General features: G+C 60.9%; 13 protein-coding genes. 7 read left to right on the top strand and 6 right to left on the bottom strand.

Features of this window, described 5'->3' with window-relative positions; genetic code table 11:
• Positions 1 to 108 precede the first annotated feature (108 nt).
• The 3 genes from AB5Y84_RS20930 (at position 109) to AB5Y84_RS20920 (ending at position 2438) form a co-directional block, all read left to right on the top strand.
• Positions 109 to 1140, top strand: coding sequence for an IS630-like element ISAhy2 family transposase (locus AB5Y84_RS20930; RefSeq protein WP_001809438.1), 1032 nt, complete (start codon positions 109 to 111; stop codon positions 1138 to 1140).
• 172 nt (positions 1141 to 1312) lie between these two features.
• Positions 1313 to 1945 (top strand): trimeric intracellular cation channel family protein, encoded by a 633-nt coding sequence (locus AB5Y84_RS20925; protein WP_005333975.1) that lies wholly within the window; start codon positions 1313 to 1315, stop codon positions 1943 to 1945.
• Positions 1946 to 2045: 100 nt separating this feature from the next.
• Positions 2046 to 2438 carry a hypothetical protein gene (locus AB5Y84_RS20920; protein WP_005333978.1) on the top strand — a complete coding sequence of 131 codons (393 nt, stop codon included), beginning with the start codon at positions 2046 to 2048 and terminating at the stop codon, positions 2436 to 2438.
• Between the two features lie 74 nt (positions 2439 to 2512).
• On the opposite strand, the gene thiI is transcribed toward AB5Y84_RS20920, so the two are convergent.
• Positions 2513 to 3961 (bottom strand): tRNA uracil 4-sulfurtransferase ThiI, encoded by a 1449-nt coding sequence (gene thiI, locus AB5Y84_RS20915; RefSeq protein ID WP_201998348.1) that lies wholly within the window; start codon positions 3959 to 3961, stop codon positions 2513 to 2515.
• A gap of 177 nt (positions 3962 to 4138) precedes the next feature.
• Between thiI and AB5Y84_RS20910 the strand changes: the two genes are divergently transcribed.
• Positions 4139 to 5104, top strand: a complete 966-nt coding sequence (locus AB5Y84_RS20910; protein WP_257724884.1) for a hypothetical protein — start codon at positions 4139 to 4141, stop codon at positions 5102 to 5104.
• Positions 5105 to 5530: 426 nt separating this feature from the next.
• Here the strand turns inward: AB5Y84_RS20910 and pbpC are convergent, their stop codons facing one another.
• The 4 genes from pbpC to AB5Y84_RS20890 all read right to left on the bottom strand — a co-directional run bounded on the left by pbpC (position 5531) and on the right by AB5Y84_RS20890 (position 15540).
• Positions 5531 to 7876 carry a penicillin-binding protein 1C gene (gene pbpC / locus AB5Y84_RS20905; protein WP_257724923.1) on the bottom strand — a complete coding sequence of 782 codons (2346 nt, stop codon included), beginning with the start codon at positions 7874 to 7876 and terminating at the stop codon, positions 5531 to 5533.
• Positions 7877 to 7928: 52 nt separating this feature from the next.
• Entirely contained in the window at positions 7929 to 12812 is a 4884-nt protein-coding gene (locus tag AB5Y84_RS20900) for an alpha-2-macroglobulin (RefSeq protein ID WP_257724886.1), read from the bottom strand.
• 165 nt (positions 12813 to 12977) lie between these two features.
• On the bottom strand, positions 12978 to 13637 hold the full coding sequence (locus AB5Y84_RS20895; RefSeq protein WP_005353037.1) for a DedA family protein: 660 nt from the start codon (positions 13635 to 13637) through the stop codon (positions 12978 to 12980).
• A 214-nt stretch (positions 13638 to 13851) separates the two neighbouring features.
• A complete protein-coding gene (locus AB5Y84_RS20890) occupies positions 13852 to 15540 on the bottom strand; it encodes an FAD-dependent oxidoreductase (protein ID WP_257724887.1) in 1689 nt (562 codons plus the stop codon).
• Positions 15541 to 15675: 135 nt separating this feature from the next.
• On the opposite strand from AB5Y84_RS20890, the gene AB5Y84_RS20885 reads away from it, so the two are divergent.
• From AB5Y84_RS20885 to AB5Y84_RS20875, 3 genes are all read left to right on the top strand, one after another.
• Complete coding sequence (locus AB5Y84_RS20885; protein WP_368177639.1) at positions 15676 to 18612, top strand: EAL domain-containing protein; 2937 nt, start codon at positions 15676 to 15678, stop codon at positions 18610 to 18612.
• A gap of 65 nt (positions 18613 to 18677) precedes the next feature.
• Positions 18678 to 19475, top strand: a complete 798-nt coding sequence (gene pflA, locus AB5Y84_RS20880) for a pyruvate formate lyase 1-activating protein (protein ID WP_257724889.1) — start codon at positions 18678 to 18680, stop codon at positions 19473 to 19475.
• Positions 19476 to 19562: 87 nt separating this feature from the next.
• A complete protein-coding gene (locus AB5Y84_RS20875) occupies positions 19563 to 20204 on the top strand; it encodes an energy-coupling factor ABC transporter permease (protein ID WP_257724890.1) in 642 nt (213 codons plus the stop codon).
• A gap of 84 nt (positions 20205 to 20288) precedes the next feature.
• Here AB5Y84_RS20875 and AB5Y84_RS20870 read toward each other — a convergent pair whose 3' ends face one another.
• The gene (locus tag AB5Y84_RS20870) at positions 20289 to 21581 is read right to left on the bottom strand and encodes an NAD(P)/FAD-dependent oxidoreductase (protein WP_021230998.1); all 1293 of its coding nucleotides are present in this window, start codon (positions 21579 to 21581) and stop codon (positions 20289 to 20291) included.
• Positions 21582 to 21603 lie beyond the last annotated feature (22 nt).

Below are 21603 nucleotides of genomic sequence, written 5' to 3'. Positions count from 1 at the left end.
TAAATAGCTGTTCCGAATAGTAGATCACCGGAGGAAGGGAACTCAGTCCAGTTTGTGCGATCTGATTAGTCGCTAAACAAAACAAGCCACACCCAAAGGACTGAGTTGATGCCTATCCTACCACCTCTGCCACGACCACAACGGCGCCGCATTCACAAAATCATCCATGCCACCCGTGATAAAGGACATGCTCGTCGCTTGATGGCCATCTTGCTGTTACATGAAGGACGCACGATCACCGATGTTCATCACCTTACCGGCGCTGCGCGCTCGACCATCGGTCGTTGGCTTCGGTGGTATCGAGATGAAGGCATAGATGCGCTAGAAGCCTTACCGGCTGGCCGTGCCCCAGTCTTACCTATCGCCAAGATTGTCACCTTACTGGTGCTGCTCATGCAGTTTTCTCCGCAAGATTTTGGTTATCAGCGCAGCCGTTGGTGTACTGAACTATTGGCTATAAAAATCAATCGGTTAACAGGGCTCAATGTGGCAGCCTCCACGCTCCGCCGATGGTTACCTCGTATGGGCATTGTCTGGCGCAGGCCCGTGCCGACCTTGCGGATAAAAGACCCAGCCTATCAGGAAAAAATGGCGAATATCGACGCCGCGCTGGCCCGCTGTGATGCCGATAATCCGGTGTTTTATGAGGATGAAGTCGATATAGACCTCAATCCCAAATTAGGAGCCGACTGGATGTTCAGAGCGCAGCAAAAGCGGGTTGTCACACCGGGGCAGAATGCCAAGCATTATCTGGCAGGCGTTCTCCACGCAGGCAACGGAAGGGTACTTTACGTCAGCGGGATCAAGAAAAACTCATCGCTGTTTATTGCCATGCTGGAAAAGCTGCGCCACCACTACCGACGAGCCAAAACCATCACGTTGATCCTCGATAACTACATCATTCACAAAAGCAAACAGACCGAGCGATGGTTGAAGAAGAATCCCAAGTTCTGCCTGGTGTTCCAGCCAGTTTACAGCCCTTGGGTTAATCACATAGAACGGCTATGGCACAAGTTACATGAAACCATCACGCGCAATCATCAATGCAGAGGGATGGCAAACCTGCTGGCCCGAGTGAAACACTTCATGGATACCGTGTCTCCTTTCCCGGGGAATGGCTATGGCACAGCGAAGGTGTAGCACTATTGGGATCAGTTATTTAGCCAACGGCAGGGGGCAAACGAGACACTACCGTTCGTGCTGCGAGAAAAAATCCGTCCCGACTCTCAATTTTGTCGAGCACTGTTGGCGATTGGGCTCACCAGCCCCTAAAATCGCGGCCCCATCAACAATTTGGCGTGAGTTGTTCTCCATGCAGACACTGGTTGAGCAGATTGTTTACATCAGCGACATGTTTGGTACTGCAGTATTCGCGTTTTCAGGGGTATTGGTGGCTGGCCGACTCAGGATGGACGGGTTTGGCGTCATGGTTTTGGCGGCGGTCACTGCCATCGGCGGCGGCACCATCCGTGACATGATCCTGGGAGCCACCCCCGTATTCTGGGTGCGCGATCCCCTCTATATCTGGGTCGTCATTGCGACGGCGCTGATCGGTATGTGGATGGTCAAACTGCCCCGCAGAATGCCCTGGTATGTACTGCCGGTGGCGGATGCCTTCGGACTGGCCCTCTTTACCGTGATCGGTGCCCAGAAGGCCCTCAACTTCGGCACCCCGGGGCTGATTGCCGTGATCATGGGCACCATGACCGGGGTAGCCGGCGGCATGATCCGCGATGTACTGGCGCGAGAAGTGCCCATGGTGCTGCAAAAAGAGATCTATGCCACCGCCTGTATCCTTGGCGGCATTCTCTATACCCTGGCGCTGGAGGCAAACATGGACAGGGTAACGGCCATGCTCATCTGCATGACGGCCGTGTTTGGCCTGCGGGTAGCTGCTATCTACTGGCATCTGTCGCTGCCCACCTTCTCGCTGCAACGCAATTGAGAGCAGGCCCACAGCGTCATCATGTCGCTGTGGGCCGCGCGTTGAACCAAATAGGCTTTTCTGTTGTCATAGAAGCAGTCGTTGTTAGCCGGAACTTCTCATGCGCAAAATCGGTATGCTTACCACCCTTCTCCTGGCGAACGTGACGGCAGCCCACGCCGAAGCACAAGTGGTATTTGGACGACTGGCCTCGGCGCCGGTGCAGCAGTTCAACCAGCAGATACGCCAGGCAAGCCATCAACAGCAAAACTGGGTTAATGACTACCGTGAGGTAGCTCTGCGATTCGTCGGTCATGGTGACACGCCCAGCCGCATCCATGCCCAGCAACTGGACAATGACTTGGTGCTCTCGGTCGCCCTCGACGGCAGCAAGAGCGACATGATCTACATCCTGACCCTCTATCGCAGCAACAACCTGTGGCAGATGCGGGAGGCAGAAATGGGCTGGCGTTGTCAGGGGCAAGACTCCTTCACTCCGGTTCCCTGTCCCTGATAGTCATTGCTCACTCTGTGAAATAAAAAATCCGGCACATTGGCCGGATTTTTTATTGAAGGTGAAAAACACGCTTACGGGCGGTACACCTTGACGTTGTCAAAGCCCTTCTCTTTCAGGTAAAGCGCCTGTAGCTTGCTCATCACGCCGCGATCACAGTAGAGCAGGTAGGTCTTCTCTTTGGGCAGATCGCCAAAGGCGGTGGCCAGCTTGAAGAAGGGGATATGCAGTACTTCACGATCTTCCACCACCAGCGGCTTCTCGTCGTGTTCGTCGGCAGAGCGGATATCCAGGATCACCTCGTCAGCACCCAGCACCTGAGTCGTTTCCACCTCTTGCACTTCAGCGGCAGTCTCTTCACCGATACGGCGGATATCGAGGTAACGGGCCTCAGAGACCACCTTGTCCAGAATGGCGAAGTCGAAGTTGCCCTCCTCCTCTTCAATGCGGGAGAGCTCGGCCTTCACAGTCGGCTTTTTGGAGATGACCCCACAATACTCCGGCATGGTCTCGGCAAACTCCAAAGTGCCGATGCGGCGGGCTTCACTGATGATATCCGGCTTGTCCCAAGTGATAAGCGGGCGCAGGATCACCTTGTCGGTCACCCGGTCAATCACGTTCAGGTTGGTGAGGGTCTGGCTGGATACCTGCCCCACACACTCGCCGGTCACCAGCGCCGGTATCTGGAACTCGTCGGCCACCTTGGCGGCAGCACGCATCATCATCCGCTTGAGCACCACGCCCATCTGACCGTTGTCGATCTTCTCGAGGATCTCGGCAACCACCGGCTCGAAGTCCACTGCGGTGAAACGTACCCGGTGGGAGGAGCCGAAACGGTTCCACAGGTGGTAGGCCACCTGCTTGACGCCGATTTCATGGGCAGCACCGCCCAGATTGAAGAAGCAGTAGTGCACGCGGCAGCCGCGCTTGATGAACTGGAACGACGCTACGCCGGAGTCAAAACCGCCGGAGAGCAGGCTCAGCACATCTTCCTGGGTCGCGATGGGCATGCCGCTCAGGCCCTGATGGATGGCGCTGACAATAAAGAGCTCTTCGCCGTCGATCTCGAGGTTGATCTTCACATCCGGGTTCTTGAGGCGCACACCATTGCTTTCGCAGTGCTGGTTCAGTCCACCGCCCACATAGCGCTCAACCTCGAGGGAGGAGAACTCATGCTTGCCGTGGCGCTTGGCGCGCACGCAGAAGGTTTTGCCCTTGAGCTGGTCGCCCCATACGGCTTTCACCTGCTCGAAGATGTCGTGCAGATCGGTAAACTTGCTGGCCTGAACCTCGAGGAAAGCCTGAATGCCCGGAATACAGGCCAGTGCTTCGATAGCCTGCTCGCGGAACTGGTCATTGCGGGAGCTCACAATCAGCTTGTCCCAATCCATCCGTACGCGGGCATCGTCGTCGAAGCGGCGCAGGACATTGCGGATATTGCCCTGCAGGATTTTGATAAAGCGCTGGCGAACCGACTTGCTCTTGATGGTGATTTCCGGGAACAGCTTGATAATGAACTTCATGGTAATGACTCGGGTGACCTTGATTTAAGGGCGCGAATTATATCAGAACTTTGTGGCCAGCGCCTACTGGATGAGCGTTTGCTCACATTACCCCACGCAGTGTTTGCCGTGCAGCGCCAATCTTGCGTATATTCCCGACCCTGCGCCTCGCCAGATTTTTGACAACAGACTGATCCGATGAAGACCTATATCTACTACCCCGGCATGGAGGTACGCGACGAGCTCTGGCTCAAATTTGCCCTGCTCTATCTGGAGCGACTCGCCTTCGTCTTCACCGTCAGCGAAAAGAGCGGTCTCACCGCCCTGCAGCAAACCCTCGAGCAGGAGACCGATCTCCTGGCCGAGCGGCCCGATGCAGCTTTTTTTGCCGCCATTACCCCGCAATTGGAGAGCCAGATAAGCGGCCTAGTGGCCCCCGATTTCGTCCGCCACAAGGTGTTTGGCAACAAGGAGCTGATTGGTCGCTGGCGTCAGGAGGCCAACCACGACTGCTTCTGCCCGGATCAGGTGGGGCTGGAGCGGCTGCACGGCTTTTGCCTTACTCACGGCTTTGCGACCCGGGATGAAGGGGGGATCAGAATGGCGCGACGCTTTGCCAATCTGCTCTCCATGCGTCTCGCCCGTGAGTGGGCACTCGCCAATGACGGGGCGCTTATTACCGATCACGACTATCTCGACCGCCTGCTCCATCTGCTCGAATCCCGCTACCACAATCGCGGTGGTCAGGATTGCTTCCTCCTCGAGATCCCGTTGCAAGTGCCCACTCACCTGGCCGACATTCCGTTTGCAGAGCTGATTGCCCTGCGCGGGCGCAGCGGCTTTCGCCAGCAGTTGGCCGAATTTAATCTGGCCCTCGACAACCTGCTCACCATGCTGGGTAGCGGCTATGCCGACCCGGCGGCCCTGACCCGCTTTGAGCAGGCTCAGCAAGGGCTCAATCAACTGCTCGGGCCCGAGACCCTCAGCATGCCACTCACCACCCTGGTCAGCACCAGCCTGCCCGCCGTAGCCATGCTCCACCAGTTAAAAGCGAGCCATCCCGAAAGCAACCTCATCTTCCATCCCATCAAGAAGAGCCACTTTCACCAGCGCAAGAGCCAGCACTTCTTCACCCGGCTCGGTCATCTGCGCCAACCGGGCTGAATGGGCGGAATGAAAAAGGGGTTGGCATCTGCCAACCCCTCTCGTTTTCTGCGGCCTACCAATCATCACCCCGGTGATTGGCCCGCTCTTGCGCCTGCCTGCGCGCCTCCATCACCCTGTCACGGCGGATATTGGCAGGGGTACAGGCAAACTGTTTCTGATAGCAACGCGCAAAACTCTCGGAAGCAGGTTCGAAAGGTGAATAGAACCCGGTACGTTCAGGAGAAACATGGTGATCACCATGATTGGTTGTGGCACAACCCGAACTCATCAGCACCAGCAAGGGACACAGAACACGCAGCAAAAGAGAACTCCCGATTGGATTTGAATGAATTCGTAATTATTCACAAATTAATTCATCCAATCAAATATTGATGCATTTCAAATAGTTAATTACATTCACCTCAATGGTTGTCGGCAAAACGCTCAACGGGTGATGGTGCTGGCATCACCGTCAGGATGCACCACGCGAAACTCGATACGATCGCTGTTGCCCGCTTCATCCACCACCACCAGCTGATAACGACCCGCCACACTCAGCACCTGATCCCCGTCCCAGCGCAGCCGCTGGCCGTTGAGAAACCAGGCAGGCTTGCCGACACCGCCCAGCACTTTGGGTTGCAACCGGTAACGCTGACTGCGGATAAGGTTGCCCTCCCCCAGCGCCATGATGCGAATAGGAGCTTGCTGCTCGGCGCTCTGCCCTTCCCCCGCGCAGCCGCTGGCGAGCAGCGCCTGCCGTCGCTCACCAGGTGACCGCCAAGGCTCCAGCGACAACGGCCAAAGCGCCCGAAAGCCGGATTGCGCCGCATCGGGGCAACGGGTCAGCGTCGGCTTGCCTTCGCTAGTGAGTGCAACCTGGCGCAGCGGCGAGGGCCAGTCCATGGGATCCGGCAAGGTGGGAGGATCGCGCTCTTCAAGCAACCAGGCGCTCTGACGCTGCAAACAGGCTTCAGGCAGGGTCGCGCTCATTTTGCGCCCCAGCGGCCAGCAGACCTCGGCTTCGCTCACCGTGTTGGGCTGTGCCGGCAGAGGGCTGTTGTCAGCCAGCCGCGAGTAGACCGAAAGCAGCAGCGGCACCGCCGCGCTCTGCCCGTAAAAACCGGGCAAAGGGGTGCCGTCGGGGCGCCCCAGCCAGACGCCGATGGTCCAGCGACCGGAGACCCCCATGGCCCAGCTGTCGCGATAGCCATAGCTGGTGCCGGTCTTCCAGGCCAGCCGGTTGACCCTGCCGGTTGCCTCACTGGCAAAAGGCTGATCCGCCCGCCCCTGTGCGCTCAATATTTGCCAGATGATCCAGGCCGCCCCCGGGCTCAGCAAGGGGCGGGGCACCGCCTGCTGCCCCGCCAGCCAGACCGGCATCGCCACCTGCCCCTGCCGGGTCAGCGCGCTGTAGAGCGCCACCAGCTGCTCGAGCCGAATGCCCGCCGCCCCCAGCGCAATGGCCGGATTGGGTTTGTCGGAGAGCGCCAGCCGCACCCCGGCGTTGTCGAGGCGGCTGACCAGTTTGTCGGGCCCGAGCGCCTCCAGCACCTGCACCGCCGGCACGTTGAGGGATTGCTGCAGCGCCTGGGCCAGGGTCACCGGCCCTTGAAAGGCGCCGGAAAAGTTGGCGGGGCGATAATCAGATCCCAGCCTTGGCGCATCGGAGAGCAGGGAGGCCGAGTGCACCAGCCCCTCATCCATGGCCAGACCGTAGATGAAGGGCTTGAGGGTGGATCCCGGGGAGCGGATTGCCTGCACCATGTCGAGGTAACCGTGGCGGCGCAAATTGCCATACTCGGCGCTACCCACATAGGCGCGCACCGCCATGGTTTTATTGTCTACCAGCAGCAGGGCCGCGGAGGTCTGTTCGGGGAAACGGCGGATATAGCTTGCCACCCGCCCCTCCAGCCAGCGCTGCAGATCGCCGTCGATGGTGGTGTGCACCAGCGCCCCAGCCTGATTGTCAGCGGCGAGACGGGCAAAGAGCGGCGCCTCCATCGGCGTGAAGTGACCGCGAGCCAGCACCGGCTCGATACGTCCCTCCAGCCACACCTGTTCGGGCCAGACGCCTTGCGCTACCAGCCGCTGCATCACCTTGTCACGGGCGGCGCGGGCCCGCTCGGGGTGGCGGTCCGGCCGATTGCGGCTGGGGGCCTGCGGCAGCACTGCCAGCAGCGCAGCCTCGGCATAGGTCAGCTTGGCCGCACTCTTGCCGAGATAGGCAAAACTTGCCGCCTGCACCCCCTCCAGGTTGCCGCCAAACGGCGCCCGGTTCAGGTAGACGGTGAGCAGGGTGCGCTTGTCGTAGTGCCACTCCAGTTGCAGCGCACGGGCCATCTGACGCAGCTTGCCGGGCACGCTCCTGTGGTAGGGCTCGATAAGGCGGGCCACCTGCATGGTGAGGGTCGAGCCGCCCGATACAGCCCTCCCATAGCGCAGCCACTGCCAGACCCCGCGCACCATGGCCACCGGATTGACCCCGGGATGACGCCAGAAGTAGCGATCCTCGTAGCCCAGCAGCGCCTCGATATAGCGGGGGGAGACCTGCTCCAGGGTCACGGGATAGCGCCACACGCCGCTGGTATCGGCAAAGGCGCGCAGCGGTCGCCCCTTCATGTCGAGCACCACCCGTGCGTAGGCAGGGTCGAGCGGTGGCGGCGGGAAGAGTCGATCCAGTGCCAGCAATGACAGGAGCAGTGCTACAACGCCCAGCACCGAGCAACGCAGCCAGCGTGGCAGGCGACCAAGCCAGCGCCAGCCAGCGTGGCCAGTGCGACCTAATTTCAGCCAGCCACGCTGCCAGAAAGTGAGCGGGCGAACCCGCTCAAGGGAGGGAATGTTACTCAGAGATGATCACCTCATGGATATCCTCACCCACAGCCCGCAGCTCGGGGCGGTACATATCCTCCACCTGGGTCGGCGGCACCTGATAGCGACCCGGCGTCACCGCCCGCATCAGGTAGACCAGTTGCTGGTTGCTCCCCTCGCTCAGATCCAGCGCCGCCGTGTAGCGGTCATCGCGAAACTCCTGATGCTTGAGATAGTCGTTCCACTCGCTCTGCCACGCCGGTTTCCCCTCAATGGAGAGCTCTTCCAGCTTGATGCTGTTGCCAAGGGCCGGGTTCTCCAGCTCGAAGCCAGCGGGCACCATCTCCACCAGCAGGGCATCGGGCACCGCCGATTCGCTACTGACGTTGAGCCGCACCACCACCAGATCGCCCACCTTCACTTTGGCCGGGTCAAAACGCTGACCGTCGCTGTTGAACCAGCTGCGGGTCACACTCATCCCCTTGCTAATCCGTGCTGGCGCCTGTTCGGGGTAGCCGACCAGAGTGCGCTGCACATAGAGGGATCCCTTGCCCTCGTTGGTGACGGTGCTCGCCGCCAGTGCCTCGGGGGCACCCTGCTGTAGCGGAGCCGAACCGCTCAGGGATCCACTGCCAAGAGAGGAAGTTACCCTGGCCTGCCAGTCGACAGCCGGATCGAAGCGGGCGAGTCGCAACAGGGCAAGCCGCTCTTGGGTGCTGAGCCACTCACGGTGAGCCAGGGTGTCGGCCACCTTGGCGCTGAGATCAGGCCAGCGCTCCGCAGCCAGCTTGTGCTGACGCAGCAAGGAGAGCTCAAGGGCTTCATCGCGCAGCGGTGAGCCGTAATCACCCAGATAGTCATCCCCGCGCTCGGTCGCCAATGCCCGGCTGAGGGCCTTGGCGGCGTTCTGCTCATCCCCCATGGCCGAGAGCGCCAGCGAGAGGTGCAAAAGCGGCAAACCGGAGCGAGCGTGATCGGCCTGCTGCTCCCAGATAAGTCGCAGGGTAGCGAGCGGCGCCTTGCCCACCCGGGCCAGCACATAGGCGCTGTAAGCCTGATAGGCCAACCGGCTGTGCTCGGGGGCACTGCTCCAGCGCTCACCATACTGACTGTCGGTGAGATAGCTTTGCAGCCGGTTCAAAGCCTGATTGAGCATGGCCTCCGGCACTGCATCGCCTGCCTCCTTGCGCGCCAGCAGATAGTCAGCGGCATAGGCGGTGAGCCACTGCTCCTCGTCGGAGCGACCATCCCACAGGCCAAAGCCACCGCTTGGCAGTTGCAACCGCTGCAGCCGCTGTAGCAGGGCGCGTTGCACATCCGCCTCGCTCGCTGCTTTCTTGCCCTCTGCGGGTTTGCTCCAAGCGATGCGCTCATCTGCCGTGGTCAGCAGATAGGGCCAGGCACGGGACAAGGTCTGCTCCAGACAGGCGTAGGGGTAATCGGCCAGCGCCTGCCACTGGGCTGCCGGATCCCAGGGGGGAGTGCCGGAGAGGCTGAGCAGCCCCTGCAGGTTGGCGCGATCCAGACCGGCCAGCTCAGCTGGCGCAAAGCTCATCTGTTGGCCGGGGGCCAGCATCTGATAACGCTGGCGAGTCTCGGCAGGCCAGGGTGATCGCAGCGGCAAAGTCCAGTCGCGGCTGATGGCAAAATCCTTGCCACTGGCCGCCAACTGCAAGCTTGCCACGCCGCTTGCCCCGGTCACGGTGAGCGGCAGGGTCAGCCACTGCTCTTCGCCATTTTTAAGGGACAGAGTGCCGGGCAGCTCGCCATTTGCCTTGAGCCCGCCATTGAGGGTCCAGGCAAGGGATAGGGTCTGATCCTCGCCGCTCATGTTGCGCAGCTGCACCAGCGCCCGGGTCTCATCCCCTCTGGCGCCAAAGCGCGGCCAGCCAATCTCGGCCACCAAGGGCGCCACCACCTTGACGGCGCGCTCGGCCTCACCCACTTGCTGTTCGTTCCAGGCCAGCGCCATCAGCGCCAGTTCGCCGTTGAAGTTGGTCAAGTCGAGCGGGATCACCGCTTTACCCTGCTGGTCAAAACTCACCTCGCCGCTCCACAGTGCGGCTATCTCGACCCGGCTCTCCAGCGCGCCACCCTTTTTCAGCGGCGCCCGATCGCCCCCGTAGTTGAGGCGGGCCAGCTTGCCATCCTGCGGCGGGATCACCTGGCCGTAGTTGTCGAACAAATCTTGGGCGAAGCGCTTGCGACCAAAGAAGATCTCGAACGGATCGAGCGGCTGATAATCGCTGATATTGAGCACGCCCCGATCCACCGCCGCCAGTACCACACGGCCTTGGCTATTGGGGGTGGAGGTTGCGGTCACTTCCAGCCGGGTAAGCGGCACGGCTTTGTCCGGCGCGCTCAGGGTAAGCGGCAGACGGCGCGCTTCCCGATCCAGGGTGAGCGGCACCAGACCGACCGAGCGCAGGCTCTGCCCCTTCTGGCTGCTGACCGGTTTGGAGGCGCTGTCTGGTGCGGCGATCTGGGCCGAAATGTGCAGATCATGACGCTGCCACTCGGGGCTGACCGGGATCTCGAACTCGCCGCGGGCATCCTTGGCATCGCCACCGGCCCCCTTGAGCTCGATACGCTGCCACCAGCGCAGGCCGTCGCCATCTTCCACCATAAGCAACCCCTTGCCGGGGCGCGGGGCCACCAGCGTCACTTTGGCCTTGTCGCCCGCCTGATAGGCGCGCTTGTCGAGGGTGATGGCAATCTTGTCGGGCCGCGCCTGCTCGCCACCGCCGCCCCAGGCGTAGCTGCCGATCTCCACCCGCAGGCTCGATTGATGGCCCTGACTGTTCTCCACCTCCAATCGATACCAGCCCGCGGCGAGTTGCAGCGTGAGCGGGGTCGGCCCCTTGCCATCCAGCTGCAGGGTTTGCTCCTGCTCCAGATAGGGCTGGCTGTTGAACTCGTACTTCCACCCCTCGCCATCGGCGTAGTGCCAGTAGTAGTCGCGGTACTCGTTGATAAGACGCACCTTCACCGCCCCCGCCACCGGCTGGCCCTTGTCATCGAGGTTGAGGATCTGGAAGGGGAGCGGCTTGCCCCCTTCCACCCGATCCGCCACGAAATCGGCCTTGAGGGCCGGCCACTGGCTGCCTGCGGGCCAGCCATACTGGGTGCGGCTGCGATTGACGGCGCGGCCACCGGGCTCGGAGAGCGACACCCGATAGGCCACCTCCAACGGCCCGAGACCGCGCACCCCATCGAGCTCATCAGCTAACGAAAAAGTCCCCTGCCCCTGCGCATCGAGGGTGAGATTGAGAGGCTCGAGATCCTTGGCCTGCTCGGCAAGCAGCACGTCACCCAGCGTGAACTCCTGCCACTGGGTAAAGGGCATGGTGGCGCGGCTGATCTTTACCTCCGCCTTCGCCTTGGTGGCGCTCGCCGGTGCACCGTAGAGATAGTCCCCTTGCAGCGGCAGGGTGAGGGAGGCACCCAGATCCGTCACTTCACCATCCGGCCCCTTGCCAAGCTGCAGTTTCAGCCGTTCCGGCAAAAACTCCTCCACCAGGAAAGGCCACTCGAAGCGGCTGCCGGCGGCGGTCTTGAGGTTGATGGTCCAGCGCCCGAGCGGCGCATCGTCCGGCAGACGCAGGCCGTAGTGGGCGGCGCCAAGGCTATCAGGTAGCAGCCGTTTCTGTTCGAGCAATTGACCGTCCGGCTGCTTCACCTCCAGCTCCACCGCCATGCCGGGCAGCAGCTGGCCATCCTGCCCCTTGAGCAGGATCTCGCTGTCGAGCCGCTCGCCGGGGCGATAGAGATCGCGCCCGCTGAACAGATAGAGCTGTTGGGCCTGCCAAGGCTGGGTGCCGAGATCGAAGGTGGAGAGATCGAGCGCAGCCCCATCGAGGCGCAGCACCGCCAGATGGTTGCCCTGTTCGGCCAGCAGCAAGCGAGCCCCCTGCACCTGATCAAAGCGGCGATGGCCCTGCGGATCAGTGGTTTGCACCTGCAACCGGTTGCCCTTCTCATCGAGCAGGGAGAGCTGCACATCCTTGAGCGGGTCGGCGCTGGCCAGGGAGCTCACGAACACCTCCAGCTGATCGCGGTAACGACGGGCACTGAGCCCCATGTCGCTCACCGCGAAATAGGTGGTCTCCTTGCGCCAGTCGTAGTTGCCAAGGGGCGACATCACCGCAAAGTAGACGCCAGCCTCCGCCAACTGCGGCTCCTCCACATTGATGAGGCGGGTCTCGCGCCGGTTGGCATCAAGCTCCAGCGCATAGCGGCCGCTGAATACCCGCTTGGCCCGCTTGGTGATCTGCTCAAGCTCCCAGTTCCCCATGCCGGCACCGGGGCGATATTCCGCCAGAAAACGGGGCAGATATTCCGCATCGACCCGAAAGAAATCGATATTGACCTCATCCACGTTGACCGCGCTGATGGGCAAGCGAAGTTCCTGACGCAGCGGCAATACCATGCCGCTGGCGGTAAAGGAGGCTCCCGCCTCCAGCGGGCGGGTCTTGAGGGTCCAGCTCTGGGGGGATGGGCCCAGCCCCGCCTTGAGGCTCACTTCATAGATCTTGTCGGGCTGAACGTTCGGGAAATAGAGGGTGCGACCATCGTCGGCGAGGATCCACTCCCCCTGCACCTGCTTGCCCCCCTCACTGACCCCGAGCCAGCTCTGCCAATTGGCCTTGGGCGACAGGGGGCCGGAGAAGACCAGCGCCAGCGCCGGGGCATCGCGATATTGGCGGGCATTGGCCTGCACTACAGAAGTTGGCGCCCCGGCCTCCTGCTGCGCAGTGGATTCTGTGGTCGGTACTTGGCTGGTGGGCTTGTCAGGGCCGCAGCCAGACAGCAAACCGACTACCCCGCAAAGCAGCAGGGTTGACCAGCGGCGGCGCAGAGCGCCGGTTTCAGCGGTAGAGCGGTGAGAAGCAGAGGGAGAGTCGAAGAGGCGCATAGGTTCCATCCCGAGTTGGAGCGCTGCAAACGCAGCGTGGCTGGAAACAGGATAAGGCATCCTGCTCACCCGACACAAAGCTCATTACCCGAATGGGCACAATTCCGCCCCCCTGCTGCACGAGAACCCCCTTGCCCACCGCTCCAGTGCGGCAAGGGTTGTCATCTAGTCGTGGCTGGTCTCGTTTTTTGCTCCACCTTTGAACCAGCGAAACAGGATGGCCATGACGGCCGCCAGAAACAGCACCAGCGAGGTAATCAGCAGGGCCCGGGTCAACAGTTCGCTGTGGTGGAGGAAGAAGGGGGTATTCATCGCCAGTTTGCCCACCAAACTGAGGCAGAGCGCCCACATAAATGCACTGGCAAAGCTGGCCACGCACATCCGCAGCACGCTCAGGCGGCCAATCCCCATCAGCATGGGGGTCAGTACCCGCACGAACGGGATAAAACGGGAGGAGAACATCGCCAGAAAACCGTACTTTTTCAGCAGCCGGGTCGCCTTGGGCAGGCTGTCGGGAGGCAACATCCGTTCGATATGATCCATAAAGCGGGTGCGCTGTAGGGCCCGTCCCTGCCAGTAGGCGAGCACGGAACCTATGCCTGCAGCCAACGGCAGATAGACAAGAGTCACTTCGGGGCCAAACACCCCCATGCCAACCAACCCACCGGCCAGCAGTACCAGGCTGTCCCCCGGCAGGGGCAGGAAGACGAATGCGGACTCCAGCAGCAGTACCAGCATCAGGCAACTGATCAGCAGGGGTACCGCCTGCATCTGAACCAGGGCGTCAAAATCCTGATGCCAAATGGCCATCAGCATATCCAGCATGTCACTCTCCCTACTACACGGTTCATCATGAACGAGGCAGGGGTTATAGCACCCATCCCCTGAACAAAACGTTAATTTTGTCCGGCACAGGAAATAAAGTGTGTCGAAATATTGCTGCAATTAGGGAATGCAAGGAGGGCGAAAAGCAGAAACAAAAAGCCCCTCATCTTGCACGCACAAGGGAGAGGGGCAAACAGGCACAGAAATAAAACGGTTACTCGGCGGTGGCCATCTGCCAGGTTTTGAAGCCGCCGGAGAGGTTTTTCACCTTGAAGCCGTGCTGGCTCAGCAAGCGGCAGGCGACATGGCCGCGCAGCCCGACCTGACAGCTGATCAGCAGCTCTTTCTCTTTGGGCAACTCATGGAGGCGACCACGCAACTCGTCGAGGGGGATATGCAGCGCCCCCGGAATGCGGCCCAGCTTGTCGAGCTCCGGGCCATTGCGTACATCCACCACCAGCTGATGGGGGTTACGAGCCTGCACCTCGGCCACGTGGCAGAGCAGGGTGTCCCCTTTCAGATGGTTGCTTGCCACGAAGCCCGCCATGTTGATCACATCCTTGGCTGATCCAAAGGGCGGCGCATAGGTGAGCTCCAGATCCTGCAGGTCAAACACGGTGAGACCGGCACGCTGGGCCACCGCCAGCACATCGATGCGCTTGTCGATGCCATCCTTGCCGATGGCCTGGGCGCCATAAATCTTGCCATCCGGGGCAAACAGCAGCTTGAGGCTGACCGGATGGGCGCCGGGGTAGTAACCGGCGTGGCTGCCCGGGTGGACATAAACCTTCTCGAACGGCAATCCCAGTTGCACCAGTCGCTTCTCGTTCAGCCCCGTGCTGGCCACCGCCAGATCGAACAGCTTGCAGATGGCGGTCCCTTGCGTCTTCTTGTAGGTTTCGCTTCGGCCCAGCATGTTGTCGGCGGCGATGCGCCCCTGCCGGTTGGCCGGGCCCGCCAGCGGGATCAGCACAGATTCGCCGGTGACGAAGTCTATCTCTTCCACCGCATCCCCCACCGCGTAGATGAAGGGATCCGAGGTACGCATCCCGGCATCGACCTTGATGCCGCCCCGTGGGCCCAGCTCCAGCCCTGCTTTGGCGGCGAGCAGGGTTTCCGGCTTGACGCCGATGGCGAGGATCAAGAGACCGGTATCAAGATGGGAACCGTCATTGAGGGTCAGGCGCAGGCCACCGCTTTTGGCGGTCGGCACGACGGAGGTCTTCTCGGCAGGCAGAACCAGACTCTCGATGGCGGTGAGGCCGGTGCGCAGGCGAAGGTCGATCCCCTCTTCCCGGATGCGGGCATGGAGCATGTTGGCCATCTCCTTGTCCACCGGTGCCATCACCTGATCGGCCAGCTCCAGCAGGGTGACATCCAGCTTGCGCTGGTGTAGCGCCTCCATCATCTCCAGCCCGATAAAGCCGCCGCCCACCACAGTGACGTGGCGCGGCTGATCGTGATGCAGGGCCGCCAGAATGCGATCCATGTCCGGGATGTTGCGCAGGGTATAGACATGGGGGCTGTCGATACCGGGGAAGGGAGGACGGATCGGCGCAGCCCCCGGGCTCAGCAGCAGCACATCGTAATGCTCGCGCTGCTCTTCACCGGTTTGCAGGTTGCGCACCAGCAAGGTCTTGCCCGCCTTGTCGATCTCAATCACATCGTGGAAGACCCGCACATCGACGTTGAAACGGCGCTTGAAACTCTGGGGAGTCTGCAGCAGCAAGGCATCCCGGTCGGGGATATCGCCCCCGATGTGATAGGGCAGACCGCAGTTGGCGAAGCTGACAAACTCGCCCCGCTCGAACATCACGATCTCTGCCTCTTCACTCAAACGACGAGCGCGAGCCGCCGCCGATGCGCCCCCCGCGACACCACCGATAATCAGGATCCGTTTCATCTGCAAGACTCCTCATACATGATAATGGGCAATAAATTAGACTTTTCTAATTTAGAATTCAATGAAATTTTGTTTCACACCATTTTGCAGTATTCTTGCAACCCCGACGGTTGCTTAACAGGATGTTGTTTGTTCATGTCGTCTACCGCACTCAGTCATCTTCCTCCTGCCCTCCAGACGCCGCTCTTTTTCCGTCTGGACCTGCGCAGTCAACGGCTGGTCGCCCTGACCGACGTGATGCAAACCCCGCTCTACTGGCTCGACGAACCGCGTGCCCCCTGGCCTGCCCAGCTACCCGATGCCCTGCGCCTGCCCATCGAACAACTGCTGGCCAACGGCCATGGCGGCAAGATCACCGTACGCTTTGCTAGCCAGCTCTGGCACATCGCCCTCGCCCACGAGCAGGATGGCTTCTGGCTCATCTGTCTGCAGAACCTTCGTCAGGAGCCCATCGCCGATCTGGCATTGCAACTGCCGCGCCTCAGCCAGATGGCGAGCCAGCAACAGTATGCGCCCCTGCTCGAGGCCCTTAAAGAGAGTTTGGGGGCCGATCGGCTCATCCTCTGGCACTATCAGGCCAACGGCGATCTCGGCAGCGAGCAACTCACCCCTGTGTTCACCCTGGGGGTCGAGGCGCTCTACCCCATTCGTGGTGACAGCCGCTATATCCGCGCCCTGCGTACCCGCAAAGCGTTGAGTTTCTCGGAAGCGGCCCACCAGCCGATGCTGAGCAATCACCTCTATCTGACCAGTGCCGGTGTGCGCTCACGCCTCGATGGTGCCCTGCTGGAGCAGGACAGGCTGTTCGGGGTGCTGAGTCTGGAGTATCTCGATCCCACCCCGCTTAGCGAGGAGATGTTGCAACTGGTGCGCAGCAGCGCCCAGCTGCTCGGCCACTGGCAGCCGCAACCGGAAGAGCACCGCGCCGAGCTGGCCCTCCTGCCCGAGCTGCACCAGCAGACCGGCATCGACTACTGCAAGACGCTGGTAAGCTGGGCCATGAGCGCCAGCGGTGCCCGGGTGGGCTGGATCGGTGAGTTCCAGCCCCGCGGTCAGGATCTCTGGATCATCCCCCGCTGCGTCATCAACGAGGAGATCTGCTCCACCCTCAAGCCCATCCAGCTCGACCCCGGCCCCGCTCAGGAGCTGTTCCAGCATGGTCAGGCCATCTATGTGGAAGATCTGCCCGTGCGCTATCCCAAGGCGACCCGGCTGCTGGCCCTCAATGCCAGCGCCTACATCGGCATTCCGCTCCATGGCCAGAGCGGCGCCCCCATTGGCCAGATCACCCTGCTGCTCGATACCCCCCTTGAGGAGCCCGAACAGCTGCTGGATCTGTTGAGCAGCCAGCACGAACGGGCCGCTATCGAGCTCAAGCGCCTCGCCACCGACGATGCCCTGCGGCTGGCTGAGGTAGCCTTTAATACCCACGATGGGCTGATCGTGATGGATCACAACGGCATCATCCTCAAGGTCAACCACTCCTTCAGCCGGATCACCGGATTTGGCGAGGTAGAGGTGATCGGTTACTCCATTCGCAAGCTGCGTCCCACCTACTACGGGGATCATCTCAAGGAAGATGTCAGCCGCACCGTCAACGAGCAGGAGTTCTGGCTCGGTGAAGAGCGCTGTCTGCACAAGGATGGGCACCTCTTTCCGGTGCGCTTGATGGTGAACGGCGTCAAGGATGAGCAGGGGGAGCTCAGCCACTTTATCTGCAGCTTCTACGACATCACCCAGGAAAAAGAGGCGGCCAGACACATCGAGCAGCTCGCCTACTACGACGATCTCTGCGGTCTGCACAACCGGCGCAGCCTCAACCATATTTTGCAGCAGACCCTGAGCGCCTCCAACGGCCAGTGGGGCGCCCTGCTGCTGGTGGATCTCGACAACTTCAAGTCGATCAACGACTCCCTTGGTCACGCCTGCGGCGATCTGCTGCTGCAGGCCGTGGTGCAACGTTTCAGGGAGCTGCCCCAGGACAATCTGGTGCAGGCGCGCATCTCGGGGGATGAGTTTGCCCTGCTCTTTACCCAGCTGGGACAAGGGGAAGTCACCGCCAAAATTCTGGCAGAGCACTTCGCCCGCGAGCTGATGGGGCTGTTTCGCACCCCGTTCGACATCGGCGATCACAAACTGCACTGCAGCGCCTCGGTGGGGATCAGCCTCTTCTCCGGCAACGAGACGGATCATCTGGTCCTGATGCAACAGGCCGACACCGCAACCCACATGGCCAAGCGCGCCGGTCAGGGCCACTACGTCTTCTTTACCGAGGCGATGGCCCAGCATGAGAAGAACCGGCTGACCCTTACCAATGAACTGCGCGATGCCCTGCGTCATCACGAGCTGCAACTCCACTATCAACCGCAATACCGGGTCGACAATGGCTCACTGTCGGGTATCGAGGCGCTGCTGCGCTGGCAGCGCAGCGACGGCACCATGGTGCCACCCGGGGAGTTTATCCCCATCGCCGAAGAGACCAGCCTGATCCTCGAGATCGGCTACTGGGTGATGAAGACCGCCTGTGCCCAATACAGCTTCTGGCTCAACCGTGGCCTGCAGATCCCCCATCTGTCGGTCAACGTCAGTGCCCGCCAGTTCCACACCCAGGGCTTCGTACAACAGGTGGAGTACATCTTGCGCGATACCGGTGTGCCCCCCTCCCGCCTGCTGCTGGAGGTGACCGAATCGGTAGTCTTGGAGAATCGGCAGGAGAGTATCGCCAGAATGCGCCAGCTCAAGGAGCTCGGCATCCTCATCTCCATCGACGACTTCGGCACCGGCTACTCGTCGCTGGCCTATCTGCGGGATCTGCCCGCCGACGAGGTGAAGCTGGACAGAAGCTTCATTCAGACCCTGGTACACAGCGAACAGGACAGAGCCATCGTCAAGGCGATACTCGATCTGGCCCAGGTCTTCCGTTTTACCGTCACCGCCGAAGGGGTGGAAGAGGAAGCGCAGCTGACCATCCTCAAAGCGCTGGGATGCCAGCATTATCAAGGGTTTCTCACCAGTCGGCCGCTCACCGTCAAGGGGCTGGAGCAGCTGCTTGGCAGCCGGGCGCCGGACTAAAGGTGTAGGATCAATAGGGGTTTATGTAATAAAATAACGGCCTGCTCGAATCGTTGGAGTTGTTTATGTCTGTCATTAATCGGATCCCAGCCGTTGAAATCAGCCAGCCAGCCGGAGCTCACGGCACCGTTGGCCGGATCCATTCCGTCGAAACCTGCGGCACTGTCGATGGCCCGGGAATACGCTTTATCGTATTCATGCAAGGCTGCCTGATGCGCTGCAAGTACTGCCACAACCGCGATACCTGGGATACCGAAGGTGGCCGCGAAGTGACCGTACCGGAGTTGATGAGTGACATCACCAGCTATCGCCACTTCATGAATGCCTCCGGCGGTGGCGTGACAGCGTCCGGCGGTGAAGCCATGCTGCAACCCGCTTTCATTACCGAACTCTTTACCGCCTGCAAAGAGAAAGGGATCCACACCTGTCTCGATACCAACGGCTTCGTCCGTCATCTCGACGAACAGGTGGACAAACTGCTCGACCAGACCGATCTGGTGCTGCTCGACATCAAACAGATCAATGACGAGAAACACATTCCGCTGACCCACGTCAGCAACAGATACACTCTGGAGTTTGCCCGCTATCTGGCAGCCAAAGGCAAGACCATGTGGATCCGCTACGTGGTGGTACCGACCTGGAGCGATGGCGACGAGAGCGCCGAAGGGCTGGGTCAGTTTATCGCCGAGCTGGGCGAGAGCGTGGAGAAGGTGGAGCTGCTCCCCTACCATGAGCTCGGCAAACACAAGTGGGATGTGCTGGGTGACCCGTACGAGCTGAGCGGGATCAAGCCCCCCAGCAAGGAGACCATGGAACGGGTCAAGGGCATCCTCGGCAAGTACCACAACAACGTCAAATATTGATGGTAAAAGCAGGCTGACTCGTCAGCCTGCTCTGCTATGGGCGGTCGGGAAGGCCGCCCGGACTCTACTGCATGAATGGACGACAAGATGAGTGAAGGACAACTCGCCGCCCTCCTGATCTGGCTGCTACTGCTGGCCTTCAGCCTGCGCCGCTCTCTGTGGCAGACCCTCCATGACAACCCCCTCTATCAGCACCTGTTGCTGGGTAGTGCCATCGCGCTGGTGCCGCTCTGGTATCTAAGGGCCGGTCTGCATGAGGGGCTGGAGGTCCATTTTCTCGGGCTCACCTCCCTCACCCTGCTGCTTGGCTGGCGGCTGGCGTTGCTCGCCCCCTGCCTGACCCTGCTGGTGCTCGGTTACTTCGGCGTCACCAATCTGGCCGATTTTGGCTGGCAGGCACTGGTTGGCATCGCCCTGCCGGTAGCCACCAGCTGGCTGCTGTTTCTGGCCAGCTGGGCCTGGCTGCCGCGCCATCTCTTTGTCTATATCTTCGTTGCCGCCTTTCTCGGCGGCGCCATCACCATCTCGGTCAAGGTGGCCGCCAGCGCATTGCTGATGGGGCTGAGCGACAGCTACCCCTGGCACACCATCACGGCGGATTATCTCTCCATCTGGCCACTGCTGCTGTTCCCCGAAGCCCTGCTCAACGGCATGGCGATGACGGTGCTGGCCATCTACCGCCCCCACTGGGTCAATACCTTCTTCGACCGCGCCTATCTGGGCAAGTAACGCTCTCTTTCCTGATCTGCGCCCATAAAAAAGGAGAGGCCATCGCCTCTCCTTTTGGTATTCAACATGTTGCCAAATCCCGGCTTAGTGCAGCTTCAGGGTCGGGCGCAGTACCCGGTTGATGCGACCCACCAGCATGATGAGGCCGGTCTTGACGTAGCCGTGCAGGGCGATCTGGTGCATCCGGTAGAGGGAGATGTAGACCAGACGGGCAATGTAGCCCTCCACCATCATGGAGCCGCGCATCAGGTTGCCCATCAGGCTGCCCACGGTGGAGAAGCGGCTGAGGGAGACCAGCGAACCGTGGTCGTGATAGAGGTAGGGCTTCATCTCGCCGCCGTTCATCTTGGCCAGAATGTTCTTGAACGCCTGGCTGGCCATCTGGTGGGCAGACTGGGCGCGCGGCGGCACGAACTTGCCATCCGGCTGCGGGCAGGCGGCGCAGTCACCGATAACGAAGATGTTCTCATCACGGGTAGTCTGCAGGGTCTCTTTCACCACCAGCTGGTTGATGCGGTTGGTCTCAAGGCCCGCGATATCCTTCATAAAGTCAGGTGCCTTGATACCGGCCGCCCACACCATCAGGTCAGCTTCAATCAGCTCGCCATCCTTGGTGTGCAGACCTTCGGCAGTCGCTTCGGTGATCATGGTGGCGGTACGCACGTCCACACCCAGCTTGACCAGCTCCTGATGGGCGGCGCCGCTGATGCGCTCCGGCAGGGCCGGCAGGATCCGGGGGCCCGCTTCCACCAGGGTCACCTTCAGGCTGTCGGTGGTCAGATTCTTGAAGCCGTAGGCGTAGAGCTGCTCGACCGCATTGTAGAGCTCGGCAGAGAGCTCAACGCCGGTTGCGCCGCCGCCGACGATGGCAATCTTCACCTTGTCGCCCGGCTTATATTCGGTGGCGAACTGCAAGAAGCGGTTCATCATGCTGTTGTGGAAACGGTGCGCCTGGGAGGGGCTATCGAGGAAAATACAGTTATCCTTGATGCCCTTGGTGTTGAAGTCGTTGGAGACAGAACCGATGGCCATCACCAGATAGTCGTAGGGCAGTTCGCGCTCGTTGACCACGATGTCGCCATTGTCGTCGTGGATCGGGGCCAGCACGATGCGTTTATCGTCACGCTTGATGTCGGTCAGGGTGCCGAGCTGGAAGTCGAAACCGTGGTTCTTGGCGTGAGACTGGTAGCTCAGAGCATCGATGCCCGCGTCCATGGAGCCGGTGGCTACTTCGTGCAGCAGGGGTTTCCACAGGTGGGTGCGGTTGCGATCGACCAGAGTGATCTTGGCCTTGTTCTTCTTGCCAAGCTTGCGACCCAGACTGGTGGCCAGCTCCAGGCCACCGGCGCCGCCGCCTACAACGACAATATTCATCATGATGATTTTCCTCGGTTCCTCA

Origin of the sequence: Aeromonas sp. s11 (assembly GCF_040907945.1) — a bacterium.
In the GTDB taxonomy this organism is placed as follows: Bacteria; Pseudomonadota; Gammaproteobacteria; order Enterobacterales; family Aeromonadaceae; genus Aeromonas; species Aeromonas veronii.
The sequence above is the reverse complement of the archived record's forward strand: the minus strand, read 5'-3'. Positions and strand labels throughout refer to the sequence as shown.